Below are 25466 nucleotides of genomic sequence, written 5' to 3' on the forward strand. Positions count from 1 at the left end.
GGCGCGCGTCGCGGGGCGGCGCGCGCGGCGGTCTCCAAGGGGAAAACAATGATCAAGCAAACAATGTTGGCGGCGGGCCTGGCCTGGACGCTGGGTGGCGTGGCGCATGCGGCCGAGCCGGTCAAGATCGGCTTCATCGCCACGCTGTCGACGCCGGCCGGCTACATCGGCGAGGACGAGCGCGACGCGTTCAACCTGGCGATCAAGCAGGGCGGCGGCAAGCTGGGCGGGGTGCCGGTGCAACTGGTGATCGAGGACGATGGCCTGAAACCGGCCAACGCCAAGCAGGCGGCCGACCGCATGCTGCAGTCGGGCATCAAGCTGTTCACCGGCGTGAACTTTTCGAATGTGCTGGCGGCGGTGGCGCCGGGCGTGGTCAAGTCGGGCGCGTTCTACGTCAGCCTGAACCCGGGCCCGTCGAGCTTCGCCGGCGAGAAGTGCGACCAGAATTATTTCGTCGCCTCGTACCAGAACGACGCCTTCCATACGGCGGGCGGCGTGGCCGCCAATGAACTGGGCTACAAGCGCGTGGCGCTGCTGGCACCCAACTACCAGGCCGGGCGCGACGCCATCGAGGGCTTCAAGCGCACCTACAAGGGCGAAGTGGTCGCCGAAATCTACACCAAGCTGGACCAGTCGGACTTCTCGGTCGAACTGGCGCGGGTGCGGTCGCTGGCGCCCGACGCCGTCTACCAGTTCCATCCGGGCGGCACGGGCATCAACTTCGTCAAGCAGTACGCCGCGGCGGGCCTGAACAAGACCGTGCCGATGCTGATGCCGAGCTTCTCGATGGACGCGCGCATGATCAAGGCCACCGGCGACGCGGCGCTGGGCGCGTACACCACCGGCATCTGGTCGCAGGATTTCGACAACCCGCAGTCCAAGGCCTTCGTGCAGGCCTTCAAGGAGGCCTACGGCCGCGTGCCCACCGACTATGCCATGCAGGCCTACGACACGGCGCAACTGATCGGCGCGGGCCTGAAGGCCACCGGCGGCGACCTGTCGCGCCAGGCCGAGTTCCGCGCCGCGCTGCGCAAGCCGGAGTTTGCCTCGCTGCGCGGCAAGTTCAGCATGAACACCAACCAGCATCCGGTGCAGGACCTGTACCTGATGCGCATCGACAAGGACGCCGACGGCGGCCTGTCGCCGCACCTGGTGCGCAAGCTGGTGTCCGATGACAAGGACGCCTACGCCCAATTCTGCAAGATGCCGTCATGACCTTGCTCTTCGAACAGTTGCTCAACGGGCTGCAGTTCGGCGCGATGCTGTTCCTGCTGGCCGCCGGACTGACCCTGATCTTCGGGATCATGGGCGTGGTGAACCTAACCCACGGCTCGTTCTACATGGTGGGCGCGTACTGCGCGGCCTACGCCATCGGCAGCACCGGCTCGTTCCTGGCGGGCGTGCTGGCGGCGCTGCTGGGGGCGGGGCTGTACGGGCTGTCGGTCGAGGTGGTGGTGATCCGCAAGCTGTACAAGCGCGACCACCTCTACCAGGTGCTGGCCACCTTCGGCCTGCTGCTGTTCTCGAACGAGGCCGTCAGCCTGATCTTCGGCCGGCGCCCGCCGCTGGTGGGCATTCCGTCCTTCCTGGAAGGCGCGGTGACGCTGGCGCCGGGGTTCCAGTATCCGCTGATCCGGCTGTCGTTCATCGCCGTCGGCGCGCTGGTGGCGGTGGGGCTGTGGTGGCTGGTGAACCGCACCCGCATCGGCATGCTGATCCGCGCCGGCGCCGACGACCGTGAAATGGTCGACGCGCTGGGGATCGACATCAAGAAGCTCTACACCCTGGTGTTTGGTTTGGGCGCGCTGCTGTGCGGGCTGGCGGGCGTGATGGCGGCGCCGCTGCTGGCGGTGGAGATCGGCATGGGCGAACGCATCCTCATCACTACCTTCGTGGTCATCGTGATCGGTGGCGTGGGCTCGGTGCGCGGCGCGCTGGCGGGGGCGCTGCTGGTGGGCATGGTCGACAGCATGGGGCGGGCCTTCCTGCCGCAGCTGCTGGGCGCGGTGTTCTCGCCGGCCACGGCGGATCCGCTGGCCGCGGGCCTGGCGTCGGCCAGTATCTATGTGTTGATGGCGATCGTGCTGATCGCCAAGCCGGGCGGCCTGTTCCCGGCGCGGGGATGACAATGACAAAAACGCTTTCCAATCGCGCGCGCTGGGGCCTGGCGGGACTGATCCTGCTGCTGGCGCTGCCGGGCGCGGCGGCGGCCTCGGACACGCCGTTCCTGATCGGCGTGGTGACGCGCTTCCTGATCTACGGCCTGGCCGCGGTCAGCCTGGACCTGGTGATCGGCTACGGCGCCATGGTCAGCTTCGGCCATGCGATGTTCTTCGGGCTGGGCGGCTATGCGGTGGGCATCATCGCCTTCCACACCACCGAAGCCGGGCCGCTGTTCGGCTGGGCCGGCAGCAACGCCGCGCTGGTGGTGTGGCCGATCGCGCTGGCGGTGTGCGCGCTGGCGGGCTGGCTGTTCGGCTATCTGGCGCTGCGCACGCGCGGCGTGCAGTTCATCATGATCACGCTGGCGTTCGGGCAGATGGTGTATTTCATCCTGGTGTCGCTGCAGTTCTATGGCGGTGACGACGGGCTGATGATCTCGCAGCGCAATGTGCTGCCGGGCCTGAACCTGGAGAACCCGCTGACGTTCTACTACGTCTGCCTGGCGCTGCTGACGGTGTGGACGCTGCTGTGCATCCGCGTCACCAACTCGCGCTTCGGCATGGTGCTGCAGGCGCTGCGGCAGAGCGAGCGGCGCGCCATCAACCTGGGCGTGGCGCCCACGCCGTATCGCCTGAGCGCCTTCGTGCTGTCGGCGGTGGGCACGGGGCTGGCGGGCGTGCTGTGGGCCAACTATGCCGGGCTGGTGACGCCGGACATGGCGGCCTGGACCAAGTCGGGCGAGCTGATGGCCATCGTCATCCTCGGCGGCGTGGGCACGCTGCTGGGTCCGATCGCGGGCGCGGCGGTGTTCCTGGGACTGGAGCAGATGCTGTCGTCGCTGACCGAGCATTGGCTGCTGTACATGGGGCCGGTGCTGGTGCTGGTCGTGCTGTGGGGGCAGAAAGGGCTGTTCGGTCGCTTGCTGGAGACGCGCCATGCGGATTGAACCCACCCCCGAAGCGCTGCGCGCTCCCCCCTCAAGGGGGCATGCCGACGGCCCGGCGGAGCCGGCTCCGTGGCATCCCGATGAGGCATCGAACATGCAGACGCTGTTGCGTCTATCCGGGCTGCGCAAGGCCTTCGACGCGGTCGTCGCCACCAACGGCGTGGACCTGGACGTGCGCGCCGGCGAGATCCACGCCATCATCGGCCCGAACGGCGCCGGCAAGTCGACGCTGATCGCGCAGATCTGCGGCGAGATCCGGCCGGACTCGGGCACCATCGAGCTGGACGGGCGCGATGTGACGGCGCTGCGCGCCTTCGAGCGCGCCCGCCTGGGACTGGGCCGCTCGTTCCAGATCACCGAGCTGTGCCAGGAATACACCGCGCTGGAAAACGTGATCCTGTCCAGCATGCTCAAGGGCGGCCGCGCCTTTGGCGCATGGTCCGATCCGCGCCGCGATGCCGGCCTGAAGGCGCAGGCGATGCAATGGCTGACGCACGTCGGGCTGGCGGAGCGCCGCCACGTGCGCACCGCCGACCTGGCGCACGGCGAGAAGCGCCAGCTCGAACTGGCGGTGGCGCTGGCGCGTTCGCCGCGCCTGTTGCTGCTGGACGAGCCCATGGCCGGCATGGGGCCGGAAGAATCCGCGCGCATGACGCGCCTGCTGCTGGGCATGAAGGGCGACTACGGCATCCTGCTGGTGGAGCACGACATGGACGCCGTGTTCGCGCTGGCCGACCGCATCAGCGTGCTGGTCTACGGCAAGGTGGTGTTCAGCGGCGCGCCCGACGAGGTGCGGCGCCATCCGGAAGTGCGCGCCGCCTACCTGGGAGAAGAACATGTTGAAGGTTGAGGGCCTGACCGGCGGCTACGGGTCGAGCAAGGTGCTGTTCGGCATGGCCTTCGAGGCCGCCGAGGGCGAGGTGATCTCGCTGATCGGCCGCAATGGCATGGGCAAGACCACCACCATCAAGACGCTGATGGGCATGCTGCCGGCCACCGGCGGACAGGTCCAGTTCCGCGGCCAGACGCTGGCGCGGCCCGCGCCCAGCGCGGTGGCGCGGCTGGGCGTGGGGCTGGTGCCGGAAGGGCGGCGCGTGTTCGGCTCGCTGACGGTGGAAGAAAACCTGGTGGCGACCTCGCGCGCCGCGCCGGGTGGCTGGGACCTGGCGCGCGTCTACGCGCTGTTCCCGCGCCTGAAGGAGCGCCGCGCGCAATCGTCGCGCACGCTGTCGGGCGGCGAGCAGCAGATGCTGGTGGTCGGCCGCGCGCTCATGACCAATCCCAAGCTGCTGATCCTGGACGAAGCCACCGAAGGGCTGGCGCCGCTGATCCGCCAGGAAATCTGGCGCTGCCTGCGGGCGCTGAAGGCCGAAGGCCAGACCATCCTGGTGATCGACAAGAACCTGCCCGAGATGGCGACGCTGGTGGACCGCCACTACATCGTCGACAAGGGCCGCGTGGCCTGGTCGGGCGCGCCCGCGGAACTTTCCGCGCAGCCCGAACTGGCGCAACGCTATCTCGGCATCTGACCGCTAAAGGAGCCACACGCATGTTGAACCTGCCCGTCTTCAAGGCCGCCGCCGTCCAGGCGGCCCCCGTGTTCCTGGACACCGACGCCACCGTCGACAAGACCTGCGCGCTGATCGCCGAGGCCGCCGGCAACGGCGCCAGCCTGGTGGCCTTTCCCGAGGTGTTCGTCTCGGCCTATCCCTACTGGAGCTGGGTGATGAACCCGGTGCAGGGCAGCCCGTGGTTCGAAAAGCTCTGCAAGAGCGCGATCGAGCTGCCCGGGCCCGAGATCCGCCGCATTGCGCAGGCCGCGCGCCAGCACCGCGTCAACGTGGTGGTGGGCGTGAACGAGCGCAGCCGCTACGGCGTCGGCACGATCTACAACACCATGGTCTTCATCAACGACGAAGGCCGCATCCTGGGCCGCCATCGCAAGCTGGTGCCGACCTGGGCCGAAAAGCTGACCTGGGCCCATGGCGATGGCGAATCGCTGCGCGTGTACGACACATCCGTCGGCAAGCTCGGCGGCCTGGCCTGCGGCGAGAACACCAACACGCTGGCGCGCTTCTCGCTGCTGGCGCAGGGCGAGATGGTGCACGTCGCCAGCTATATCTCGCTGCCGGTGGCGCCGCCCGATTACGACATGGCCGAGGCCATCCGGCTGCGGGCGGCGGCGCATTCGTTCGAGGGCAAGGTGTTCACGGTGGTGTCGTGCTCGACCATTTCCACCGAGATCCAGGACGCCATCAGCGCCAGCCATCCGGAGGCGCGCGAGATGCTGGCGCGCCGCAACAGCGCCTTTTCGGGAATATTGGGGCCGGACGGGCGCGTGATCGGCGAGCCGCTGATCGACGACGAAGGCATCGTCTACGCCGATATCGACCTGTCGCGCTGCATCCAGCCGCGCCAGATGCACGACATCGTGGGTCACTACAACCGTTTCGACGTGTTCGACCTGCGGGTGAACCGGCGCCCGCTGCAGGCGGCGCGCTACGACGACCTGGCCGAAGCGGGCGCCGCCGACCTGGATGGCGACTTCGAACCGCTGCCCGACTCGCCACGCGAGGCGCGGGGGTGAGGGCGGCCGCGCCGCGGGTAGAATGGGCCGCCTGAGCGCCCACCGGCCGCGCCGCCGAACGCCAGCTGACATCTGGAGAGCACGTTGAAGCCAAGAATCAAAGCGTCCCGCCAGGACGAGCCCGGCGCCGACGGGAGCGCCGAGGTAGAGGAAATCACGCTGTCCGAGCAGGTCTACCGCCTGCTCCGGCGCGACATCATGAGCGGCGCGTTCGCGCCGGGCCAGTCGCTGCGCCTGGAATTGCTCAAGCAACGCTACGGCAGCAGCTTTTCCCCGATTCGCGAGGCCCTGAACCGGCTGCGTAGCGAACGCATGGTGATCACCACCACCTCGCGCGGCTTTCGCATCGCGCCGCTCTCGGTCGAGGAAATGTGGGATGCCTGCGAAACCCGCATCCTGATCGACTGCGACGCGCTGCGGCGCTCGCTGGCCAATGCCGACGACGCCTGGGAGGCGCGGCTGGTCGGCGCCTACCACGCGCTGACGCGGGCCGCGCAGCGCGCCGGCGAGGCCGTGCCGCCCAGCCAGGAACTGGAGGAATCGCTCGAGGCGCGCCATCTGGACTTCCACCATGCGCTGATCGGCGCCTGCCGCTCGCACTGGCTGCTGGACCTGTCCACGCAGCTGTACGCGCAGACCGAGCGCTACCGGCGCCCGGCGCGCGCCGGCGCCACCGCCTACGGCCCCGAACGCAATGTCGACGACGAACACCGCCAGCTGCTGGAGGCGGCGCTGTCGCGCGACGTCGAGCGGTCGGTGGAAATGCTGGCGGCGCATTACCGCAAGACGGCGCAGTTCATCGAACACATCATTTCCCAGGAAGACAGGCAGGCCATTCATGCGTGACGTGGACATCGATCTCTTTTTCCCCACCATCGCCGAGCGCGAGGTGCAATACAACGCCCGTGAATCGGTGGCCGACTTCGACGCCTGCGTGCGCCGCTATGCCGAGTCGGCCGCCGCGGTGAAGTCGCGCCGCCCCGGTCTGCTGAACCTGCGTTACGGCATGGGCCAGGACGAGCGGCTGGACCTGTTCCTGCCGGCGGCGAACCGCGGCCCCGCGCCGCTGTTCGTGTTCATCCACGGCGGCTACTGGCGCGCGCAGCGCAAGGAAGACGCGCCGGTGATGGCCGAGGCCTTCAACGCGGCCGGCGCGGCGGTGGCGGTGCCGGAATACACCCTGGCGCCCGAAGCGACGCTGCCGGAAATCGTGCGCGAGATGCGCTCGGCGCTGGCCTGGCTGTACCATAACGCGGCGACGTACGGCGTCGATCCCGAGCGTATCTACGTCGGAGGCAGTTCGGCCGGTGGGCATCTGGCGGCGATGCTGGCCGCGCCCGCCTGGCCGGCGAGCTACGGCGTGCCGGACGACGTGATCAAGGGCACGCTGGCGCTGAGCGGCCTGTTCGACCTGCGGCCGCTGTGCGACGTCCTGCCCAATACCTGGCTGCAACTGACGCCGGAGCAGGCGGCGCGCCACAGCCCGATCTTCAACCTGCCCGAGCGCGCCGGCCCCATGTTGCTGGCCGTCGGCGGCCTGGAGACGCAGGGTTTCAAGAACCAGACCGAAGCCTTCGAGCGCGCCTGGACCGGCGCCGGCCTGCAGGCCACGCGCATCCCGACGCCGCATTGCAACCACTTCGACCTGGTGAACGAGCTGGAAGACCCGGCCAGCGAGCTGACCCGCGCCACCCTGGCGATGATGGGCCTGGCGCAAGCCTGAGCGGGTTGACGGAGACGGGCGCGCGATGGCCGACCTGAAACTGCTCGAAGACCTGATCGCGCTTGCGCAGAGCGGCAGTTTCGTGCGCGCCGCCGAGGCGCGGCACGTCACGCATCCGGCCTTCGGGCGCCGCATCCGTACCCTGGAAGCCTGGGCCGGCGCGCCGCTGGTGGATCGCCAGCGCGTGCCGGTGACGCTGACCGCCGAGGGCGAGGCGCTGCTCAAGACCGCCACCCAGGTGGTCGAGCAGATGGGCCTGGTGCGCCATCGCATCCGCAGTTCCGGCGCGGGCGGCGAGGCGGTGCTGCGCATCGCCACCGGCCGCAGCCTGTCGCGCACCGTGGTGGGCGACTGGATCGCGCGGCTGCGCCACCGCGCGCCAAAGGTCCTGGTCGAAGGCACGCAGCTGGAAATCTCCACCGGCAAGATGGAAGACATGGCGATGCGGCTGGAGCAGGGCAAGGTCGACCTGCTGTGCTGCTACGAACATCCGGCGCTGTCGATGCAACTGAATCCGGTGCGCTACCGCTACATGACGCTGGGCACCGACAAGCTGGTGCCGGTCAGCCAGGCCGACGGCCGCGGCCGCGCCCGCTACGCGTTGAGTGAAGGCGGCCAGGCGGCGCCGCTGATCACCTACGCCGGCGGCCTGTCGATGGAACGCATCCTGGGCGACCGGCTTGATTCCACGCCCTACGCGCTGACGCCGTTCGTGCGCATCGATTCGCTCGATGCCGCGCATGGGGCCGCGCTCAAGGGGCTGGGCGTGGCCTGGTTGCCGTGGTCGATGGTGGCGGCCGATTGCCGCCGTGGCACGCTCGTGTCGCTGGGCGGGCGCAGCGACGAGATCGCATTCGAGGTGCGGCTGTACCGCTCCCGCGCGCGTCTGGCGGACCTGGCCGAGGCCGCCTGGGAAGCCACGGCGAATCGCAAGGCCTAGGGGGCGTCGCCCGCCAAGGGTGCCTGGCACCGGCGAGCCGGCCGCTTGCAACCAAATCAGCACGCAAATGTGCTGATTCGGCACGAAGTGGGCGCGATGCGCGCCGCAGAATGTCTCCCGATATTCCAAACGAGGCGGCGCCGCCGTCCATCACAGCACCCCAGGGAGAAACCCATGATTTCGATCACGCATCCGCTGCGCGGCGCGCTGGCCGCGCTCTGTGCCGCGTCCACGCTGGCCTTGGCCGCCCCGGCCATTGCCGCCGGCTACCCCGATCATCCCATTTCGCTGGTCGTCGGCTATCCCGCCGGCGGCAGCGTCGACCTGACCGCGCGTCTGTTCGGCGAAGAGCTGGCCAAGCGCATCGGCCAGAGCGTGGTGGTCGAGAACGCCGGCGGTGCCGGCGGCACCATCGGCGCGCAACGCGTGGCCCGCGCCACGCCGGACGGCTACACGCTGCTGCTGGGATCGACCAACGAAATGGTGGTCGCCCGCATGATCAACAGCGCCGTCAAGTACGACGGCGCCAAGGACTTCACCGCGCTCGGCGTGATCGCCTCGCAGCCCATGGTGCTGGCGGCCAGCAAGAATTCCGGCGTGAAGACCGCTTCCGAATACCTGCAGAAGCTGCGCGCCACCGCGCCGGGCAGCTTCAACTACGGCTCGTCGGGCGTCGGCACCACGCTGCATCTGGCCGGCGAGATGATCAACCAGGAGACCAAGACGCGCGCCGAGCATGTCCCCTACCGCGGCGTTTCGCCGCTGGTGACCGACCTGATGAGCGGCCAGCTGGACTTCGGCATTCTGGTGCTGTCCTCGGGCCTGCCGCAGGTACGCGCCGACAAGATCGTGGCGCTGGGGGTGACGCAGCCCAAGCGTTCGCCGGTGGCGCCCGAGATTCCCGCGCTGGCCGAGACGCCGGGATTCGAGGCGGTCGACCTCGGCATCACGTTCTCGCTGTACGGCCCGGCCGGCCTGCCCGAGCCGGTGGCCGCCAAGCTGCGCGAGGCGCTGGCCGATACGCTCAAGTCGGAACAGTTCCGCGCCAAGATGCTGGAAGCCGGCGGCGTGCTGGCGCAGCCGGGCGTGGATCCGGTGGCCTCGCAGGCCGCCGAGACGCGCAAGTATGGCGAGCTGGTCAAGGCGGCCAAGATCGAGGCGCAATAAGCGCGACCCGTTTCCATGCCGGCGGCCGCCCAGCGCGGCCGTCGGCGCATCCAGATCCCCACACCGCATCAACGCAGGCTATTTCATGGATTTCACCCTTCCCGTTCCCGACCTCGCCGCCGAGCGCCTGGGCAATACCGATACGCCGGGCGTCTGGCATTTCGACTCGGGCGTGCCCGGCCGGGCCCTCATGCTGTCCGCGCTGGTGCACGGCAACGAACTGTGCGGCGCCTGGGCGCTGAAGGATCTGCTGGCGGCGGGCCTGCGGCCGCGCCGCGGCAGCCTGACGCTGGCGTTCTGCAACCTGCCGGCCTTCGACCGTTTCGATCTGGCGCGGCATGACGCCTCGCGTTTCGTCGACGAGGACATGAACCGGGTCTGGAGCGCCGAACGCCTGGACAATCCCGTCAGCAGCGACCGCCGGCGCGCCGCCCAGTTGCGGCCGTGGGTCGAGCGCGCCGACTGGCTGCTGGACCTGCATTCGATGCACGAGCCGGGCGCGCCGCTGCTGCTGACAGGCGTGCTGCCGCGCAATATCGCGCTGGCGCGACGCTTGAAGGCGCCGCAGCATGTCATCGTGGATGCCGGCCACAAGGACGGCGTGCGCATGCGCGACTTCGCGCAGTTCGGCGATCCGGCGCGCGACACGGCCTGCGCGCTGCTGATCGAGTGCGGCTTTCACGGCGACCCGGCGGCGCGCGATGTTGCGCGCGACATGGTGGCGCGCATGCTGATGGCATCGGAGGTGATGGACGCGGCTGACGTCCCGGCCGGCTGGCTGCAACCGAATGCCGTGGCGCAGCGCGTGCTGGAAGTGACCGACGCGGTGGTGGCGCCGTCGATGGACGTGAGCTTCTCGCAGCCCTGGCAGGGCCTGGAGACACTGGAGAAGGCGGGATCGGTGATCGGCTGGGCCGACGGCCGCGCGATCGTGTCGCCCTATGACCGCTGCACGCTGGTGATGCCGTCGCTGCGCCAGCTCAAGCCGGGCGTTACGGTGGTGCGATTGGCGCGCGATTACGCGGATTGAATGGCTCCGGCGCGATGACGGCGGTCGAAGGACGAAGAGGGCCATGGCGCGCGCGCCACGTCCGCCCTCCGCCCCAGGGCCATGGCGCGCGAGGCGTCACGTCTCGGGGCGGTCCAGACCGCCGTTACTTCTGCGGCGTGTAGCGCAGTTCGTCGAGCTGGTAGCCCTGCGCCGTGGCGGCCGCCAGCGCGCGGTCCAGGTCTTCCTTGGGCAGTTGCGGCGAGCGCGACAGGATCCAAAGGTACTTGCGGTCGGGCGTGCCGACCACGGCCCAGCGGTAGTCTGGGTCCAGCCCGATGACCCAGTAGTCGCCCTTGAACGGTTTGAAGAACGAGACCTCGAGCTTGGCGTTGTTGCTGCCTTCGACCACCGTGGCGGTGCCCGAGGCCGAGTCGATGTCGCCGTCCTTGGTGCGGCAGCGGTTGTTGACGCCGACGGTGCCGTCGGGGTGCAGCGTGTACTCCGCGGTGGTGTCGCCAACGCAGTTGCGCTGGAAGAACATCGGGAAATTGGCGATCTCGTACCACATGCCGGCATAGCGCTTGAGGTCGACCGATTCCACGGTCTGCATGGGCGGCGGCGCGGCGTAGGAGATCCCGGCCGCGCCGGCGGCCAGGGCCAGCAGTAATGTTGCAATGCGGCGCATGGGGTAAGCCTCCTGATCCAAAACCTTAACGATACGCCTTATTTGCGAGGCGCTTTCAGCGCGGCGTGGTAGCGGGCGACGTAGGTGTCGAAATCGACGTCATCGGATTGCTCGATACGGCGCTGTTCGGCGCTGGAGTCGAGCGCGGCCTGGCGGTATTCGGCGGCGACGTCCGCCGGCAGGGGCTCGGCACGCAGGGCCTGGGCATGTTCGCGGCTCTGGCGCAGGGAATGGTCGTGGAACGATTCGCCGCTGTCGGTGAGCGCCGCAAGCAGGCGCGCGGAGGGCGTGTCGTCAGGGCGGCCCAGCTTGGCCCGTTGCGCGGCCAGGCTGTCGGCGTAGGCGCTGCCGCCCAGTGCGGCGTCGTACAGCGCGGCGTAGGGCGCGATCTGGTCCAGCAGTTCCCGGCCCCACTGCGCCAGCTCGACCGCCTTGCCTTCGCGGTCCAGCTGCAGGCCAGGCTTGCGGCCTTCCTTGACCACGGTGGCGAAGTTGTCGGCGCTGCGCTGACAGTAGCCGTTGGCGGGGAAGAACGGGCTGTCGGAGGCAGCGCAGAACAGCAGGAAGGCATCCACGAAACGGCTGGTGTCGGCGTCGATGCCCACCGGTGATTCGGGGTTGATGTCCAGGCAGCGCACTTCCACGTACTGCACGCCGCGTTCGGCGAGCGCGGTGATGGGGCGTTCGCAGCGGCCGGTGGCGCGCTTGGGGCGGATGCTGGAGTAGTACTCGTTTTCGATCTGCAGCACGTTGGTGTTGAGCTGGATCCATTCGCCGTTGCGATGCGTGCCGAGCTTCTGGTAGTCGGGCCAGGGCTGGGTGACCGCGTCGTACAGGCGGCCGAGGAAGGTGTCGAGATCGTTGTAGCAGAGCTTGAGCTGCGACTGCGCCTTGTTCTGGTAGCCCAAGTCGCTCATGCGCAGGCTGGTGGCGTAGGGCAGGTACAGGGTATGGGCGCCCAGGCGCTGCAGGCCGTGCTCGCCATCGCGCAGGAAATCACGCGCCAGCGCCGGCGCGGCGCCGAACAGGTACATCAGCAGCCAGGAATAGCGCGTGAAGTTGCGGATCAGGCCGATGTAGCCGCGCGAACGCCGGTCCTGGTCGGTGCCGGGCTGGGTGTCGAGCACCGACCACAGCGCTTCGGGCAGCGAGAAGTTGTAGTGGACACCGGCGATGCACTGCATGGTCTTGCCGTAGCGCTCGGCCAGGCCGCGGCGGTAAACGTGCTTGAGCATGCCGGTATTGGACGTGCCGTACCAGGCGATGGGAATGTCGGCCTCGGCGGGCAGGGTGGCCGGCATCGACTGGTTCCAGATCAGCTCATGATCCAGCACGCTGTAGACATGGCGGTGCGTGGCGGTCAGTTCGGCCAGCAGGGCGTCGACATTGGCGTGGGTGCCGGTGATCAGTTCGAGCAGCGATTCCGAATAGTCGGTGGTGACGTGTTCGTTGGTCAGCGCGGAGCCGAGCCCGGCCGGGTGCGGCGTGCGGGCCAGGATGCCCTGCTCGTCGACGCGCAGGCCTTCTTTTTCGATGCCTCGCAGGGTCTGGGCCAGTAGCGAGCGGTTGGCTTCCAGGCGGGAGAGGCGTTGGGCGGCGGTATCAGTCACGGAATCTTCTCGGTGGGGTCTGTCGCCGGATTTTACGGGGTGCTGGCCTCCTCTGCCGAGGGAGTCAATACCGGGGACAGGGACAATTGCGCGGCGGTGCGCGCCAGCCACTCGTCCAGGTCGGCATAGACCGGGTCGGCGATGGGGGCGGTTTCGTTGAAAATCTCGTGCCAGGCGCTGTCGTACCAACGCAAGGTCAGTAGCTCGGCGGGCGCTCGCTGGGCGAACTGGCGGCTGCCCTCGGCGGCCACGATGGAGTCGTCGCCCGCCACCATCAGCAGGGTGCGGCATGGCAGCAGATGGGCTTCGCGCAGCGAATCGCGTCCGCCGTCATCGACGAAGCGCGCCAGCCGGCCGGTCATGCTGCGCCGCACCAGCGGGTCGCACCGATAGGCCTTGACCACCGCCCGGTCGTGCGAGATCCGCGCCGGCGCCAGTCCATGGGGCACCCGCAGGTCGGGCGCGTGCAGCGACATCCAGGTCAGGGTGCGGCGCACCCACAGCGGGACGTTGACCACGAAGGGCGGCGAACTGAGCACCAGGGCGTCGATCGGCGCCAGCCGTTGCAGTGCGATCCGCACCGCCACCAGGGCGCCCAGGCTGTGGCCCAGCAGGATCGGCGGGCGGCCCTGGGCGGCGGTCCAGTCGGCCAGGCGGGCCACGGCATCGGTCACCAGGTCTTGCTGGTGCGCCAGGGTGGCGGGGCGTCCGCCCGAGCGGCCATGGCCGCGGTGGTCATGGGCGCCCACCGTCCAGCCGCGGGCCGCCAGCCAGCGCGCCAGCCGGTCATAGCGCCCGGCGTGCTCGCTCAGCCCATGCAGCAGATAGATGCTGGGCGTGCCCGGGCCGACGATCGGCGAAGGCACATTCGGGGCGGCGGGCCAGGCATGATTGGCCAGGAGCGTGCCGTCGGGCGCTGGGGTCATGGAAATCGGCGACAATTTGGGGCTGTCCTCGAAATGAAAAGACCGTGGGGTCTTTACGGTAATGACGATTTCATCGCTGTTTCGTTTCATGTTCAAGAAAGCCGGCCTGATTCTTGTGGTGGCCCTGCTGGCCAGCGCCTGCTCGCCCCGTTACAACTGGCGCGAGGTCGACGTGGCCGATGGCCGCGTGCGGGCGGCTTTCCCGAACCGCGTGCAGACCGAGACCCGCCAGTTGCGGCTGGATACCCATACGCTGGATTTCACGCTGGCCAGCGCCACCGTGGGCGAGGCGGTGTTCGCCATCGGCTCGGCGCCGCTGCCGCGGGAGATCGCGGCCGATCCGGTGGCGCGGCAGGCGCTGGGCATGGCGCTGATGCGCTCGCTGTATGTCAACATGCAGGCGCCGCCGCCCACCGAGTGGCCGCCCTATGGGCAGGACATCGACGTGCAGGGCAAGGCCATGGGCAAGCCCGGCTGGCTGCGCGCGCGGGTGTGGGTGACCGACACCATGCTGATCGAGGCCGTGGCGGCGGGCACCGAAGCCAGCCTGCCCGAGGAGCGGGCGCGCGAATTCCTGAGGTCGGTCGTGGTCAAGCCGTGACCGTGTTCAGCAGTCCGCGCCGGATGGCCGTGGCCACCGCGGCGCGCCGGCCGCGCACCTGCAGCTTGCGGCAGGCGTTGCGCAGATGGAAATTGACGGTGCTTTCGCTGATGTCGAGGATGCGGGCGGTTTCCCAGCTGGTCTTGCCGATGGCGCTCCAGTGCAGCGAGGCGGATTCTCGAGGCGAAAGCCGGACGGGGGCGGGCGCCCGCGGGATGGCGGAAGCGGGTTTGGCGGACATGACGGATAGGGCGCAGATAGCCTGGAAAAAGACAACCCATGCTCCGACCCCCGATGGCCCCCGGACAAGCGGCGATGCCGCCACGTATCTCACTTTGAATCTCTGACGGAATAAACGCATGCTGGCCATCGCGCAGTTCTATTTGTCGGCCATCGTGCTGATGTTGCCCCTGTTGTCGTGCGTGGGCATCGGCATCTTCTGGGGCAAGCGCGACCTGCCGTTCGGCGGCGCCTTCATCACCACCCTGGTCACCTCGGTGACCACCCCCGCGCTGGTGTTCCACACCTTCGTCACCACCCGCCTGGACGATCGGGCGCTGGCCGACGTGGCCGCCGCCACGCTGCTGGCGCTGCTGCTGTGCGCGCTGGCCTGCGCCTTGCTGCTCAAGCTGGGCCGGCTGCCGGTGCGCACGCTGCTGCCGACCGCCTTCCTGCCCAACGCCGGCAACCTCGGCCTGCCGATTTCGCAGCTGGCCTTCGGCGATGCCGGGCTGTCGGTGGCGGTGGCGTTCTTCGCCGTCAATTCCTTTGTCATGCACACCATCGCGGTGCGGCTGCTGCCGGGCGTCAACACCCGGGGCAGCTGGAAAAGCCCCATCCTGCTGGCTTCGGTGCTGGCCGTCGCGATGCGGCTGCTGAACGTTCCGGTGCCGGCCTGGCTGATCGAGACCACCCGCATGCTGGGCGCCGTGACGGTGCCGCTGATGCTGCTGAGCCTGGGCCACGCGCTGGCGCTGATCCCGGCCAACGGCCTGCGCGATGGCGCCAAGGTGGCGGCGATGCGCCTGGCGACCGGCCTGGCCGCGGGCCTGGCGATCGTCTGGGCGCTCGACCTGGAGCCGGTGCTGGCCGGCGCGCTGACATTGCAGATGGCCATGCCCTGCGCGGTGGTCAGCTACATGTATGCCAAGCGCTATACCGACATGGGCGATACCGCCGCCGGCGCGGTGCTGGTGTCGACCGTGGTGTTCCTGCTGCTGGCGCCGTTGATGCTGTGGTTCAGCCACGCGGGGACGTAGCGGGCGGGCCGGCGTCCGGCGTTACAGCAGCCCGTCGCGCAGTTGTTCGCGGATCCGGCACCACCAGCCGCCGCGCCGCAGCGCCTTGGCATCGTGCTGCTGCCAGGTCAGATCGAGCTGGCGCAGCGCGGCGGGGCGATCGAACGATGGCGGCTCGGATCCCGCCGCAGGCTGATGCCGTCGCACGAATTCACCGCGTCGCAGGGCGTCGAGCCGGGCCTGCATTTCAGACTGGCTGTAGACGCGCGGGCCGGCACCGTGGCGGCTCGCCTCGGCCTGGAACCGTTGCAGGGCCGCGAGGAAATGCAGGAAGTGTTCGACCCGCGTGTTGACGAACAGAGTGGCCGCATCCTCGCCAGCCGTCACCACCCGGCCATCGGCCGCGATTGCAAGCCATAGCGCGTCGGCCCAGGGTTCGCGCGCGAACACCAGCATCGCGCCGCCCGGCGAGCGGTGTATGGCCGGCGGCACGAACTCGACCAATGCCACGGCGGGGTCGGGACGCATCGGCAGACCGGGGTCGAGCAGCCAGGCGCAGGCGTGGGCGTCCAGCCCGGCGCCGGCCAATGTGTCGGGCGCCAGGCGGGTGGCGCCGCCGGCATAGAGGCCGGCCAGCTCGTCGTGGTTCATGTGATCGGGGCGCGCGCCCGTCGTCGGGGCGGGCGCGGTGGGTTTCGGTGGTTGAGCGGGCAAGGCGCGGCGGATTCAGGCCACGCCCGACATGGCGCGCAACTGCGCCATCAGCGCCTCGGGGATCTCCACGCCGTGCTTGAGGGCTTCGTCGCGCAGTTTGCGGCGGCGGTCGCCGGGCAGGCGCACGCCGTCGTCTTCCAGCATGGCCTCCACCAGCGTTTCGACGCGCTCCAGATAGGCCTCGTTGCCCGCCAGCGCGCCCGGGTCTATCGCCATGAAGGCCTGGCCCAGGCGCGCCGGGCCGCCCTCGTCGACGAAGAACGATTCGGTCTCGAAGCCGAAGTGCGAACCGGTCAGGGCGCAGGCCAGCAGTTCGATGATCAGCGCCAGCATCGCGCCCTTGACGCCGCCTGCCGGCAGCATGCTGCCGGCCAGGCCGGCCTTGGGATCGGTGGTGGGCTGGCCGTCGGCATCCAGCGCCCAGCCCAGCGGGATCGGCTGGTTGTCGCGCGCGGCGATCATGAGCTTGCCGCGCGCCACCTGCGACAAGGACAGGTCGATGACGATGCGGCCGCCGCCGCGGCGGGGGAACACGGCGGCGATGGGGTTGGTGCCGAACAAGGGGCGCTTGCCGCCCCAGGCCGGCATGGCGGCCGGCGAGTTGCTCAGCGCCAGGGCCACCAGGCCGGCGTCGGCCAGGGCTTCCAGGTGATAGCCGGCCTCGCCGAAGTGGTGGCTGTTGGCCACGCCGATGAAGGCCACGCCATGTTCACGGGCGCGGCGGGTGGCTTCCTCGACCGCCAGCGCGCAGGCGGGAAATGCCAGGCCCGAACCGGCATCGATCAGGGCCGCGCCGCCGCGCTCGTGCAGGATGCGTGGCACGGCGGCGCCGAGGGCGCGGCCGGTGCGCAGGTGGCCGGCGTAGAACGGCACGCGCGACAGGCCGTGGGAACTGAGCCCCTGGCTTTCGGCGAAGACCAGCGCGCGGGCGGTGCTGTCGGCCATGGCCGGGTTGGCGCCCGCGGCGGCCAGGCTGGCCGCGGCCAGGTGTTGGAGTTCGTCCAGATAGATGTGAGCCATATCCTTCCTGTCAGCGAGGCGCGCCGCGTTTCATTGGGCGCCGCCGGTAAGCGCTATTGTCACACCGGCGGCCACCATGTCGGAAACGCGGGTGTTGGCTTCCCGCGTCAGGCCGGCGATGTGCGGGGTCAGGATCAGGTTGGGCGCGCCGGCCAGCGGGCCGCCGGCGGGCAACGGTTCCTGTTCGAACACGTCCAGCGCCGCGCCGCCCAGGTGGCCGCCACGCAACGCCGCCGCCAGGGCGGCCTCGTCGACGATGCCGCCGCGCGACGTGTTGATCAGCACCGCGCCCGGCCGCATGCGGGCGATGCGGGCGGCGTCCAGCAGGTGGCGGGTGCCGGCGGTCAGCGGCACGTGCAGGGTGACGGCGTCGGCCTGGGCCAGCAGGTCGTCCAGTTCCAGCCGCGTGGCGCCGGTTTCGGCCCAGGCAGGATGATCTGCCGGCAAGGCGGCGTCACAGGCGACGATGCGCATGCCCAGCCCGGCCGCGAGCCGCGCGGTCAACTGGCCGATGCCGCCGAACCCCACCACGCCCAGGGTGCGGCCATGCGCCTCCAGGCCTTGCGACAAGGCCGCGCGCGGCCACTGTCCGCCCGCCACCTCGGCGCTGGCGGCATAGGCGCTGCGCAGCAGCGCCAGCAGCGTGCCGATGACGTATTCGGCCACCGCGCGCGCATTGGCGCCGGTGGCCGGCACCACCTGGATGCCGCGCGCCGCGCAGCCGGGCAGGTCGATGTTGTCCAGCCCCACGCCCAGCCGACCGACCGCCCGCAGGCGCGGCGCGGCCGCCAGCAGCGCCGCGTCCACCTGGCTGCGGTTGCGCACGATGAGGGCGTCGGCCTGGCCGGCGGCGCGCAGCAGGGCGTCGCGCTGCTCCACCAGGTCGGGGGCGTAGCGCACGTCGAAGCGCTGGCGCAGCGCGTCGACCGCGGGCGCGTCCATGAATTCCGAGATAAGCACATGCATGGCGGCTCCGGCGTCAGGCGATCTGGATGTTGGCGTCGCGGATGATCCTGGCCCAGCGGTCGACCTCGGATCGCAGATAGCTGCCGAATTCCGCCGGCCCGCGCGGCTGCGGCACGAAGCCCAGTTGTTGCAGGGCCTGCTGCATGGCGGGTTGCGAAATCTGCTTGACGATGGCATCGCCGATGCGCTGCACCAGCTCCGGCGGCGTGTTGGCGGGGGCCATGACGCCGGTGAAATTCTCCACGATCAGGTCCGGCAGGCCAGCCTGCGCCACGGTGGGCACGTCGGGCAGGTCCCGGCTGCGATCCCGGGTCGTGATGGCCAGCGCCCGCAGCGAGCCGTTCTTCACGTGCGACAGCGACTCGGGGTAGTTCGAGAACACCACGTCCAGGTGGCCGCCGATGAGGTCGGTCAGCGACGGCGCGCCGCCCTTGTAGGGCACGTGCATCAGCGGCGTGCCGGTCAGCTTCTGGTACAGCGCCAGCGTCAGGTGCGGCGGCGTGCCATTGCCGCTGGAGCCGGCCGCCAGCGGCTTGGCGGCGGCCGCGCGCGCCAGGTCGGCCATGCTCTTGATGGGACTCTTGGCGTTGACCACCACCATGATGGGCGATGACGCCAGGCCGGCCACCGGCGCCAGGTCGCGGGTCAGGTCGTAGCCGGCCTTGCCGGCGAACAAGGTGGCGTTGGCGGCATGCGACAGGGTGATGGCCAGCCAGGTGTAGCCATCCGGCGCGGCGTGCGAAACATGCGCCGCGCCGATGTTGGCGCTGCCACCGGGCTTGTTTTCCACGACCACATTCCAGCGTTCGGCGTCGCCAAGCGCCTTGCCCACCTGGCGGGCGGCCACGTCGGTCAGGCCGCCGGGCGGGAAGGGCACGACGTAGTTGATGGGGCGATCGGGCCAGTTGCCCTTCTGCGCCAGCGCCTGCTGCCACGGCACCAGCGCACAGAGGCCGGCGGCGCCCAGCGCGCCGAGTAAGCGCCGGCGTTGCGCGTCGTCGATGGGGGGGTGTTGCTCGCGGTTCATCGGTCTTCCTCCTTGGGGGTTGGCGCCCGGGTAGGAATGCTTGCGCCTGTGCTGCCGTGGCGGCTTGCGCCCGGGTCTGCATGCATTTTTTGCGTGTGCTGCGAGGGACTGCGGGTGCTGCGCGAGAGCGAGGTGTTGCAAGGACTGCGGTTTGCGGTGGGGCGGCGACGCGGCGGCGACATGGCCGCCGCCGCGTCGCTCCCGCCCGCGCGATGGCGCGGACGGCCGGCGCGCGCGGGATCGGGGCGCCGTCAGGCGCTTTCGAAGATGCGGGTCAGGACGAACTCGCGGTGGCCCAGGGCCTCGGCCGCGGTCCAGCGGCCGTTGGCGGTGGCCAGCATGCACTCGAGCAGCTTGTCGCCGGCCTGGTTCAGGTCGATCTCGCGCTGCAACAGGCCGCTGGTGTCGACGTCGATGTGCTCCGACATGGTGCGCACCGTGCGCGGGTTGGCGCAGATCTTGATGACCGGCAGGATCGGGTTGCCGATGACGTTGCCCTGGCCGGTGGGAAAGAAATGCACCGCGTAGCCCGAGGCCGCGCACAGCGTCACCATCTCGGCCGCGGCCGAGGACGAGTCCATGAACCACAGGCCCGGGCCGTCGGGAATCTCGGCCTTGTCGATCACGCCGTCGACGCGGCACTGCTTGCCGATCTTCTGGATGTTGCCCAGCGCCTTTTCCTCGATGGTGGTCAGGCCGCCCGCGATGTTGCCCTTGGTGGGTTGCGATTCGGACAGGTCGCTGGTCTTCCAGCGGTCGATCATGGCCTGGTAGCGGTCGAACATGAACATGAAGCGTTCGCGCACGGCGTCGTTGGCGCAGCGCTCGGCCACGATGTGCTCGCCGCCGGTCAGCTCCGAGGTCTCGCCGAACACCAGCGTCGAGCCCAGCGCGTAGAGTTTGTCGAAGGCGTTGCCCACGGTGGGGTTGGCGCCACAGCCCGAGGTGGTGTCGGACTCGCCGCACTTGGTCGAGACCCACAGGTCCGAAATCGGACACGTGCTGCGGGTCAGGGCGGTGGCGTAGTGCACGAATTCCTTGGCGCAGCGCGAGGCGCGCATGATGGTGTCGTGGTCGCCGTGCAGTTCGATGCTGAAGCCCATGACCGGCTTGCCGGTGGCGGCGATGCCGTCGACCACGCGCTTGGTCCAGCCTTCCTCGATGCCGATCACCACCACCGCCGCCACGTTCGGGTTGCAGCCGGTGCCGATGAGGGTGCGGAAGTGCAGTTCCAGGTCTTCGCCGAATTGCAGGCGGCCGTAGGGGTGGGGCAGGGCCAGCGTGCCCTTGATGTTGTTGGCGACGGCCTCGGCCGCCGCATTGGAGATGTCGTCCACGGGCAGCACGATGACGTGGTTGCGCACGCCGACCCGGCCGTTGTCGCGGCGGTAGCCCTGGAAGGTGGTCTGAGCATTGATGACGGACATGATGGTTTCCTGTGTGGGCGAAGGATCGGCTTACCAGCGCTTGGTCTTGATGTTGTGCACATGGGCGTGCTGGCCGGCCTGGATCGGCGCGACCACGCGGCCGATGTCCACGCCGTACTTGTAGACCGTGTCGCCCACGGCCATGTCCTTCATCGCGACCTTGTGGCCGATGGGAATGTCCTGCGCGGCCCGCACATGGATGATCTTGTCCTCGTCCATGATCCAGGCATTGAGCTCCGTTCCGGCGGTCAGTCCTTCCACCACGGCGACCGCCACCGTGTCCTTGGCATCGTGCAATACGGCGTGAATCATCGTCTTTCCCTCCTGGGTGAGCGCCGCGGCGGAGTGCCGCGGGCGCTTCGGATCACAACGTTCGGCAAATCTTATGGCTCGTTTTTCAGTATGTCAACTAAATCATATATATGAATTGTATGACTTGAGGAGAGGCGCCTCGCGCCGCTACACTGGAGCCCCGGATTTATTGCGATGCACCCATGAACACCAGCCTGTCATCGACTGTGCCTTTGGGCAGTCCCTTGTACGAGCAGGTCAAGCAGGCCGTGCTTGCCGCGCTGGCCCAAGGCGAATGGAAGCAGGGCGAGGCGATTCCGCCGGAAAAGCACCTGGCCGAGCGCTTCGGCGTGTCGATCGGCACGCTGCGCAAGGCGATCGACGAACTGGCGGCCGAAAACATCCTGGTGCGCCACCAGGGCCGCGGCACCTACGTCGCGGTGCACACCCGCAACCACCACTTCTTCAAGTTCTTCCGCATCCTGCGCCAGGACGGCCACAAGTCGTACCCGGCCACCGAGCTGCTGCGCTTTCGCCGCGTCAAGGCCTCGGCCGAGGCGCGCGACAAGCTGGGGCTGCCGGCCGGCGCCTACGTGTTCGAGTTCCTCAATATGCTGTCGTTGAACGGCGACGTGGTCATGGTCGATGACATCTGCCTGCCGGAATCGCGCTTTCCGGGCATGACCGAGGCGCACCTGCGCGAGCGCGCCAGCACGCTGTATGCGCTGTACCAGGACGTGTTCGGCGTCAACGTCATCGCGACCGACGAACGCCTGCGCACCTGCCTGGCGGACCGCGCCCATGCGCGCTGGCTGGGCGTGGCCGAGGGCGCGGCGCTGCTGGAGATCCGCCGCGTGGCTTATTCGTACAACCGCCAGCCGGTCGAATGGCGCATCTCGCGCGTCAATACCGAACGCTACGAATACCTGGGCCATGAGCCCTGGGAGGCGGGGGCCTGAGGGCCAGCGCGTTCCGGGGCCGGACCAGGCGGCAGGCAAGGGGCTGGCATGCCGGCGCCGGCCTCCATGTGATCGGGCGCCGACGGCCGCCGAGCCGCGCGCTTGCCGTCCCCGCCGCCAGCAGTGCTAGAATTCCTGCCGCACTATCCAATTTTCGGCGCCGATTTGCCTGATCCGCTTGCGGGCGCCTTCCAATAAATCCAGCTAAAGAGGTCCGTATGACCACTCCTGCCCAGAATTTGGCCGGTGATTCGGCCAGTGCCGCGCTCGCGACCCTGCCCGCCGCCACCCTCACGCAGTCCGATGCCGCTGATCCCGGTTCCGTCGGACTGGTTGCTCCCGTCTTCCTGCGTTTCGACGAGCCGCTGCCGTTGCTCAGCGGCCAGTCGCTGGCCAGCTACGAGCTGGCGGTCGAGACCTATGGCACGCTCAACGCCACGCGCAGCAATGCGGTGCTGATCTGCCACGCCCTGAACGCCTCGCACCACGTGGCCGGCCAGGCCGCGGACAGCCCCAGCGACGTCGGCTGGTGGGACAACATGGTGGGACCCGGCAAGCCGGTCGACACCAACGTGTTCTTCGTCATCGGCGTCAACAACCTGGGCTCGTGCTTCGGTTCGACCGGCCCGGCCAGCATCAACCCCGAGACCGGCAAGCCCTGGGGCGCCGCCTTCCCGGTGCTGACGGTGGAGGACTGGGTGCAGGCGCAGGCGCGGGTCGCGGACCACTTCGGCATCGAGCGCTTCGCCGCCGTGATGGGCGGTTCGCTGGGCGGCATGCAGGCCCTGAGCTGGGCCATCACGCTGCCCGAGCGCGTGGCCCACTGCGTGGTCATCGCCAGCACGCCGCGCCTGTCGGCGCAGAACATCGGCTTCAACGAAGTGGCGCGGCGCGCCATCATCACCGATCCGGATTTCCATGGCGGCGACTACTACGCGCAGGAAACCGTGCCGCGCCGCGGCCTGTCGGTGGCGCGCATGATCGGCCACATCACCTACCTGTCCGACGACGACATGGCCGAGAAATTCGGCCGCGCCCAGCGCGAACCGGCCGCCAACGGCGCCTACCGTTACGGCTACGACGTCGAGTTCGAGGTCGAGTCGTACCTGCGTTACCAGGGCGAGAAGTTCACCCGCTATTTCGACGCCAATACCTACCTGCTGATCACGCGCGCGCTGGATTATTTCGATCCGGCGCGCAAGACCGGCGGCGACCTGGCGCGCGCGCTGGCGCCGGCCCAGGCGGATTTCCTGCTGGTGTCGTTCACCACCGACTGGCGCTTCCCGCCGGAACGCTCGCGCGAGATCGTGCGGGCCCTGCTCAAGAATTCCAGCCCCGTCACCTACGCCGAGATCGACGCGCCGCACGGGCACGATGCCTTCCTGCTGGACGACGCGCGCTACCATGCCGTGGTACGCGGCTATTACGAGCGCATCGCCCGCGAATTGGGACTGACCGACGCCGCTCAGACCGAAGGACGCTCCGCATGAATCCTGTGACTCCTCGTCCCGCCGTCAACACGCTGCGCCCCGACCTGGCGCGCATCGCCAGCTGGATCGAACCGGGCAGCCGGGTGCTGGACCTGGGTTGCGGCGACGGCGCGCTGCTGGCGCACCTGCGCGATCACCGCCAGGTGCGCGGCGCGGGCGTCGAGCTGGACGACACCTGCGTCATCGCCTGCGTGCGGCGCGGGGTCGAGGTGATCCAGCAGAACCTGGAAGACGGCCTGGCCCTGTTCGACGACAAGCAGTTCGACACCGTGGTGCTGTCGCAGACGCTGCAGTCCATGCACCGCACCGAGCACATCCTGCGCGAGATGGCGCGGGTGGCGCGCCACGGCGTGGTGTCGTTTCCCAACTTCGGCTACTGGCCGCATGGCTGGGCCATCCTGCGCGGGCGCATGCCGGTGACGGGCCAGATGCCCTACCAGTGGTACAACACGCCCAACATCCACCTGTGCACGCTGCGCGACTTCGAACAGCTGGCCGGCGAGCTGGGCCTGCGCATCCTGGAGCGCGCCACTTTCAACGAAGGGCGCGAGATCAAGACCTTCCCCAGCTGGCGCAGCACCCTGGCGGTGTACCGCTTCGCCTCGCCCTGACATTCTGAAACGCCGGCTGACGGCCCGGGCGCCAGCGCCTAAAATGCCGCAAGCCCACCGCGCCCGTCCGTGCGCCCGGCCGGCCCGTTTCAGGAGACCGTCATTACCGCTGTATCCAACGTCTACACCAGTCCCCGCGTCGCGCCCCTGCTGGTCCTGGGGTTCGCCAGCGGATTGCCGCTGGCCCTGACCAGCGGCACCCTGCAAGCGTGGGCCACGGTGGCCGGCGTGCCCTTGCAGCAGATCGGTTTCCTGACCCTTGTGGGCACCGCCTACACGCTCAAGTTCCTGTGGGCGCCGCTGGTGGACCGCTATGCGCCGCCGCTGCTGGGCCGGCGTCGCGGCTGGATGCTGGTGACGCAGGTGCTGCTGGGGCTGGCGATCATGGTCATGGGCACGCTGTCGCCGTCGTCGGCCTTGCAGGCGCTGGCCCTGCTGGCCGTGCTGGTGGCGTTCCTGTCGGCCACCCAGGACATCGCCTTCGATGCCTATTGCACCGACGTGCTGCGCAAGGAAGAGCGCGGTGCCGGCGCGGCCATCAAGGTCATGGGCTACCGGGTGGCGATGATCGTCTCGGGCGGGCTGGCGCTGATCCTGGCCGACCAGTGGATCGGCTGGGGCAATACCTATGTGGTGATGGGCGGCCTGATGCTGCTGTGCGCGCTGGCGACACTGTGGGCGCCCGAGCCGGAGCTCGTGGCCAAGCCGCCGCGCAGCCTGGGCGAGGCCGTGTCGGCGCCCCTGCAGGAATTCTTCACCCGGCGCGGCGCGTTGGCAGTGCTGCTGCTGATCGTGCTGTACAAGCTGGGCGACGCCTTTGCCGGCGCGCTTTCGACCACGTTCCTGATCCGCGGCGCGGGCTATACCCCTACCGAGGTGGGCGCGGTCAACAAGGTCATGGGCATGGCGGCGACCGTCGTCGGCGCCCTTGCCGGCGGCCTCGTCATGTCGCGCTGGACGCTGTACCGGTCGTTGATGGTGTTCGGGCTGCTGCAGGCGGTGTCCAACCTGGGCTACTGGGTGATCGCGGTCAGCCCCAAGAGCATCTGGCTCATGGGCGCCGCGGTCGGGCTGGAAAACCTGTGCGGCGGCCTGGGCACGGCGGCGTTCGTCGGGCTCTTGATGGCCCTGTGCCGCCAGCGCTTCTCGGCCACGCAGTTCGCGCTGCTGTCCGCACTGTCGGCGGTGGGTCGCACCTACCTGGCCGGACCCTTGACGCCGCCGCTGGTCGAGCACCTGGGGTGGCCCGGGTTCTTCCTGGTGACGGTGGTGATCGCGCTGCCGGGCCTGGTGCTGCTGCACCTGCTGCGCGGCCGCATCGAAGCCATGATGCAGGACGGCGACGCCTGACGCCGGGGCCCGGGGGCCCCGGCGTCAGCGC

General features: G+C 69.3%; 27 protein-coding genes and 1 riboswitch. Of the genes, 17 read left to right on the forward strand and 10 right to left on the reverse strand.

What is annotated here, in order from left to right; genetic code table 11:
- Positions 1-48 precede the first annotated feature (48 nt).
- From AC6CR5_RS22420 to AC6CR5_RS22470, 11 genes are all read left to right on the forward strand, one after another.
- On the forward strand, positions 49-1218 hold the full coding sequence (locus tag AC6CR5_RS22420) for an ABC transporter substrate-binding protein (RefSeq protein WP_006386814.1): 1170 nt from the start codon (positions 49-51) through the stop codon (positions 1216-1218).
- Positions 1215-2129, forward strand: a complete 915-nt coding sequence (locus AC6CR5_RS22425; RefSeq protein ID WP_006386815.1) for a branched-chain amino acid ABC transporter permease — start codon at positions 1215-1217, stop codon at positions 2127-2129. The genes AC6CR5_RS22420 and AC6CR5_RS22425 overlap by 4 nt, the downstream gene beginning before the upstream one ends.
- Positions 2126-3112 carry a branched-chain amino acid ABC transporter permease gene (locus tag AC6CR5_RS22430; RefSeq protein WP_006386816.1) on the forward strand — a complete coding sequence of 329 codons (987 nt, stop codon included), beginning with the start codon at positions 2126-2128 and terminating at the stop codon, positions 3110-3112. Before AC6CR5_RS22425 ends, AC6CR5_RS22430 begins: the two co-directional genes overlap by 4 nt.
- A gap of 94 nt (positions 3113-3206) precedes the next feature.
- Positions 3207-3962 (forward strand): ABC transporter ATP-binding protein, encoded by a 756-nt coding sequence (locus AC6CR5_RS22435; RefSeq protein WP_006386817.1) that lies wholly within the window; start codon positions 3207-3209, stop codon positions 3960-3962.
- The gene (locus AC6CR5_RS22440; protein ID WP_006386818.1) at positions 3949-4641 is read left to right on the forward strand and encodes an ABC transporter ATP-binding protein; all 693 of its coding nucleotides are present in this window, start codon (positions 3949-3951) and stop codon (positions 4639-4641) included. Before AC6CR5_RS22435 ends, AC6CR5_RS22440 begins: the two co-directional genes overlap by 14 nt.
- Before the next feature lie 20 nt (positions 4642-4661).
- Positions 4662-5699, forward strand: a complete 1038-nt coding sequence (locus tag AC6CR5_RS22445; RefSeq protein ID WP_054443760.1) for a carbon-nitrogen hydrolase family protein — start codon at positions 4662-4664, stop codon at positions 5697-5699.
- An 84-nt stretch (positions 5700-5783) separates the two neighbouring features.
- A complete protein-coding gene (locus tag AC6CR5_RS22450; protein ID WP_006386821.1) occupies positions 5784-6545 on the forward strand; it encodes a GntR family transcriptional regulator in 762 nt (253 codons plus the stop codon).
- A complete protein-coding gene (locus AC6CR5_RS22455) occupies positions 6538-7422 on the forward strand; it encodes an alpha/beta hydrolase (RefSeq protein WP_238880005.1) in 885 nt (294 codons plus the stop codon). Before AC6CR5_RS22450 ends, AC6CR5_RS22455 begins: the two co-directional genes overlap by 8 nt.
- 25 nt (positions 7423-7447) lie before the next feature.
- Complete coding sequence (locus AC6CR5_RS22460; protein WP_026385171.1) at positions 7448-8362, forward strand: LysR family transcriptional regulator; 915 nt, start codon at positions 7448-7450, stop codon at positions 8360-8362.
- A gap of 174 nt (positions 8363-8536) precedes the next feature.
- The gene (locus AC6CR5_RS22465; protein ID WP_047993036.1) at positions 8537-9529 is read left to right on the forward strand and encodes a Bug family tripartite tricarboxylate transporter substrate binding protein; all 993 of its coding nucleotides are present in this window, start codon (positions 8537-8539) and stop codon (positions 9527-9529) included.
- A gap of 85 nt (positions 9530-9614) precedes the next feature.
- Positions 9615-10559, forward strand: coding sequence for a M14 family metallopeptidase (locus AC6CR5_RS22470; RefSeq protein WP_200220779.1), 945 nt, complete (start codon positions 9615-9617; stop codon positions 10557-10559).
- Between the two features lie 124 nt (positions 10560-10683).
- Here the strand turns inward: AC6CR5_RS22470 and AC6CR5_RS22475 are convergent, their stop codons facing one another.
- Genes AC6CR5_RS22475 through AC6CR5_RS22485 form a run of 3 tightly spaced genes read right to left on the reverse strand, consistent with a single transcriptional unit; the run spans position 10684 to position 13741 of the window.
- The gene (locus AC6CR5_RS22475; RefSeq protein WP_020925402.1) at positions 10684-11205 is read right to left on the reverse strand and encodes a lipocalin family protein; all 522 of its coding nucleotides are present in this window, start codon (positions 11203-11205) and stop codon (positions 10684-10686) included.
- A 38-nt stretch (positions 11206-11243) separates the two neighbouring features.
- The gene (gene gshA, locus AC6CR5_RS22480) at positions 11244-12815 is read right to left on the reverse strand and encodes a glutamate--cysteine ligase (protein ID WP_054515518.1); all 1572 of its coding nucleotides are present in this window, start codon (positions 12813-12815) and stop codon (positions 11244-11246) included.
- Between the two features lie 32 nt (positions 12816-12847).
- Positions 12848-13741: an alpha/beta hydrolase gene (locus tag AC6CR5_RS22485; protein ID WP_269877948.1), complete on the reverse strand. Its 894-nt coding sequence runs from the start codon at positions 13739-13741 to the stop codon at positions 12848-12850.
- Between the two features lie 61 nt (positions 13742-13802).
- Between AC6CR5_RS22485 and AC6CR5_RS22490 the strand changes: the two genes are divergently transcribed.
- The gene (locus AC6CR5_RS22490; protein ID WP_006386831.1) at positions 13803-14342 is read left to right on the forward strand and encodes a hypothetical protein; all 540 of its coding nucleotides are present in this window, start codon (positions 13803-13805) and stop codon (positions 14340-14342) included.
- On the opposite strand, the gene AC6CR5_RS22495 is transcribed toward AC6CR5_RS22490, so the two are convergent.
- Complete coding sequence (locus AC6CR5_RS22495) at positions 14332-14583, reverse strand: helix-turn-helix domain-containing protein (RefSeq protein ID WP_006386832.1); 252 nt, start codon at positions 14581-14583, stop codon at positions 14332-14334. The two genes, AC6CR5_RS22490 and AC6CR5_RS22495, sit on opposite strands and share 11 nt — an antisense overlap.
- Positions 14584-14701: 118 nt before the next feature.
- Between AC6CR5_RS22495 and AC6CR5_RS22500 the strand changes: the two genes are divergently transcribed.
- Positions 14702-15601, forward strand: coding sequence for an AEC family transporter (locus AC6CR5_RS22500; protein ID WP_006386833.1), 900 nt, complete (start codon positions 14702-14704; stop codon positions 15599-15601).
- Positions 15602-15622: 21 nt separating this feature from the next.
- Here the strand turns inward: AC6CR5_RS22500 and AC6CR5_RS22505 are convergent, their stop codons facing one another.
- The 6 genes from AC6CR5_RS22505 to AC6CR5_RS22530 all read right to left on the reverse strand — a co-directional run bounded on the left by AC6CR5_RS22505 (position 15623) and on the right by AC6CR5_RS22530 (position 21046).
- Positions 15623-16231, reverse strand: a complete 609-nt coding sequence (locus AC6CR5_RS22505) for an SUKH-4 family immunity protein (RefSeq protein ID WP_498084969.1) — start codon at positions 16229-16231, stop codon at positions 15623-15625.
- A gap of 75 nt (positions 16232-16306) precedes the next feature.
- Complete coding sequence (locus AC6CR5_RS22510) at positions 16307-17314, reverse strand: Ldh family oxidoreductase (protein WP_006386835.1); 1008 nt, start codon at positions 17312-17314, stop codon at positions 16307-16309.
- A gap of 30 nt (positions 17315-17344) precedes the next feature.
- Positions 17345-18280, reverse strand: a complete 936-nt coding sequence (locus AC6CR5_RS22515; protein ID WP_238866241.1) for a hydroxyacid dehydrogenase — start codon at positions 18278-18280, stop codon at positions 17345-17347.
- A 13-nt stretch (positions 18281-18293) separates the two neighbouring features.
- Positions 18294-19307, reverse strand: coding sequence for a Bug family tripartite tricarboxylate transporter substrate binding protein (locus AC6CR5_RS22520; RefSeq protein ID WP_241060940.1), 1014 nt, complete (start codon positions 19305-19307; stop codon positions 18294-18296).
- A gap of 251 nt (positions 19308-19558) precedes the next feature.
- A complete protein-coding gene (locus tag AC6CR5_RS22525) occupies positions 19559-20734 on the reverse strand; it encodes a UxaA family hydrolase (RefSeq protein ID WP_006386837.1) in 1176 nt (391 codons plus the stop codon).
- Positions 20735-20764: 30 nt separating this feature from the next.
- Positions 20765-21046, reverse strand: coding sequence for a UxaA family hydrolase (locus tag AC6CR5_RS22530; RefSeq protein ID WP_006386838.1), 282 nt, complete (start codon positions 21044-21046; stop codon positions 20765-20767).
- A 182-nt stretch (positions 21047-21228) separates the two neighbouring features.
- On the opposite strand from AC6CR5_RS22530, the gene AC6CR5_RS22535 reads away from it, so the two are divergent.
- The 4 genes from AC6CR5_RS22535 (at position 21229) to AC6CR5_RS22550 (ending at position 25435) form a co-directional block, all read left to right on the forward strand.
- Positions 21229-21984 carry a GntR family transcriptional regulator gene (locus AC6CR5_RS22535; RefSeq protein ID WP_054448549.1) on the forward strand — a complete coding sequence of 252 codons (756 nt, stop codon included), beginning with the start codon at positions 21229-21231 and terminating at the stop codon, positions 21982-21984.
- Positions 21985-22131: 147 nt separating this feature from the next.
- A riboswitch (SAM riboswitch) is annotated at positions 22132-22213 on the forward strand.
- Positions 22203-23474 (forward strand): homoserine O-succinyltransferase MetX, encoded by a 1272-nt coding sequence (gene metX, locus AC6CR5_RS22540; protein ID WP_020925391.1) that lies wholly within the window; start codon positions 22203-22205, stop codon positions 23472-23474. Its footprint overlaps the riboswitch before it by 11 nt.
- Complete coding sequence (gene metW / locus AC6CR5_RS22545) at positions 23471-24085, forward strand: methionine biosynthesis protein MetW (protein ID WP_006386841.1); 615 nt, start codon at positions 23471-23473, stop codon at positions 24083-24085. Before metX ends, metW begins: the two co-directional genes overlap by 4 nt.
- 69 nt (positions 24086-24154) lie before the next feature.
- The gene (locus tag AC6CR5_RS22550) at positions 24155-25435 is read left to right on the forward strand and encodes a muropeptide transporter (RefSeq protein WP_080684560.1); all 1281 of its coding nucleotides are present in this window, start codon (positions 24155-24157) and stop codon (positions 25433-25435) included.
- Positions 25436-25466 lie beyond the last annotated feature (31 nt).

Source organism: Achromobacter sp. EG18 (assembly GCF_059759395.1).

Coding starts and splice junctions, on each gene's coding strand:
- AC6CR5_RS22465 (WP_047993036.1), top strand. CDS start 8,537: ATGATTTCGATCACGCATCCGCTGCGCGGCGCGCTGGCCGCGCTCTGT.
- AC6CR5_RS22525 (WP_006386837.1), bottom strand. CDS start 20,734: ATGTCCGTCATCAATGCTCAGACCACCTTCCAGGGCTACCGCCGCGAC.
- AC6CR5_RS22520 (WP_241060940.1), bottom strand. CDS start 19,307: ATGAACCGCGAGCAACACCCCCCCATCGACGACGCGCAACGCCGGCGC.
- AC6CR5_RS22495 (WP_006386832.1), bottom strand. CDS start 14,583: ATGTCCGCCAAACCCGCTTCCGCCATCCCGCGGGCGCCCGCCCCCGTC.
- AC6CR5_RS22435 (WP_006386817.1), top strand. CDS start 3,207: ATGCAGACGCTGTTGCGTCTATCCGGGCTGCGCAAGGCCTTCGACGCG.
- AC6CR5_RS22470 (WP_200220779.1), top strand. CDS start 9,615: ATGGATTTCACCCTTCCCGTTCCCGACCTCGCCGCCGAGCGCCTGGGC.
- AC6CR5_RS22510 (WP_006386835.1), bottom strand. CDS start 17,314: ATGGCTCACATCTATCTGGACGAACTCCAACACCTGGCCGCGGCCAGC.
- AC6CR5_RS22440 (WP_006386818.1), top strand. CDS start 3,949: ATGTTGAAGGTTGAGGGCCTGACCGGCGGCTACGGGTCGAGCAAGGTG.
- AC6CR5_RS22485 (WP_269877948.1), bottom strand. CDS start 13,741: ATGACCCCAGCGCCCGACGGCACGCTCCTGGCCAATCATGCCTGGCCC.
- metW (WP_006386841.1), top strand. CDS start 23,471: ATGAATCCTGTGACTCCTCGTCCCGCCGTCAACACGCTGCGCCCCGAC.
- metX (WP_020925391.1), top strand. CDS start 22,203: ATGACCACTCCTGCCCAGAATTTGGCCGGTGATTCGGCCAGTGCCGCG.
- AC6CR5_RS22460 (WP_026385171.1), top strand. CDS start 7,448: ATGGCCGACCTGAAACTGCTCGAAGACCTGATCGCGCTTGCGCAGAGC.
- AC6CR5_RS22490 (WP_006386831.1), top strand. CDS start 13,803: ATGACGATTTCATCGCTGTTTCGTTTCATGTTCAAGAAAGCCGGCCTG.
- AC6CR5_RS22505 (WP_498084969.1), bottom strand. CDS start 16,231: ATGAACCACGACGAGCTGGCCGGCCTCTATGCCGGCGGCGCCACCCGC.
- AC6CR5_RS22530 (WP_006386838.1), bottom strand. CDS start 21,046: ATGATTCACGCCGTATTGCACGATGCCAAGGACACGGTGGCGGTCGCC.
- AC6CR5_RS22455 (WP_238880005.1), top strand. CDS start 6,538: ATGCGTGACGTGGACATCGATCTCTTTTTCCCCACCATCGCCGAGCGC.
- AC6CR5_RS22535 (WP_054448549.1), top strand. CDS start 21,229: ATGAACACCAGCCTGTCATCGACTGTGCCTTTGGGCAGTCCCTTGTAC.
- AC6CR5_RS22500 (WP_006386833.1), top strand. CDS start 14,702: ATGCTGGCCATCGCGCAGTTCTATTTGTCGGCCATCGTGCTGATGTTG.
- AC6CR5_RS22420 (WP_006386814.1), top strand. CDS start 49: ATGATCAAGCAAACAATGTTGGCGGCGGGCCTGGCCTGGACGCTGGGT.
- AC6CR5_RS22445 (WP_054443760.1), top strand. CDS start 4,662: ATGTTGAACCTGCCCGTCTTCAAGGCCGCCGCCGTCCAGGCGGCCCCC.
- AC6CR5_RS22425 (WP_006386815.1), top strand. CDS start 1,215: ATGACCTTGCTCTTCGAACAGTTGCTCAACGGGCTGCAGTTCGGCGCG.
- AC6CR5_RS22475 (WP_020925402.1), bottom strand. CDS start 11,205: ATGCGCCGCATTGCAACATTACTGCTGGCCCTGGCCGCCGGCGCGGCC.
- AC6CR5_RS22430 (WP_006386816.1), top strand. CDS start 2,126: ATGACAATGACAAAAACGCTTTCCAATCGCGCGCGCTGGGGCCTGGCG.
- AC6CR5_RS22515 (WP_238866241.1), bottom strand. CDS start 18,280: ATGCATGTGCTTATCTCGGAATTCATGGACGCGCCCGCGGTCGACGCG.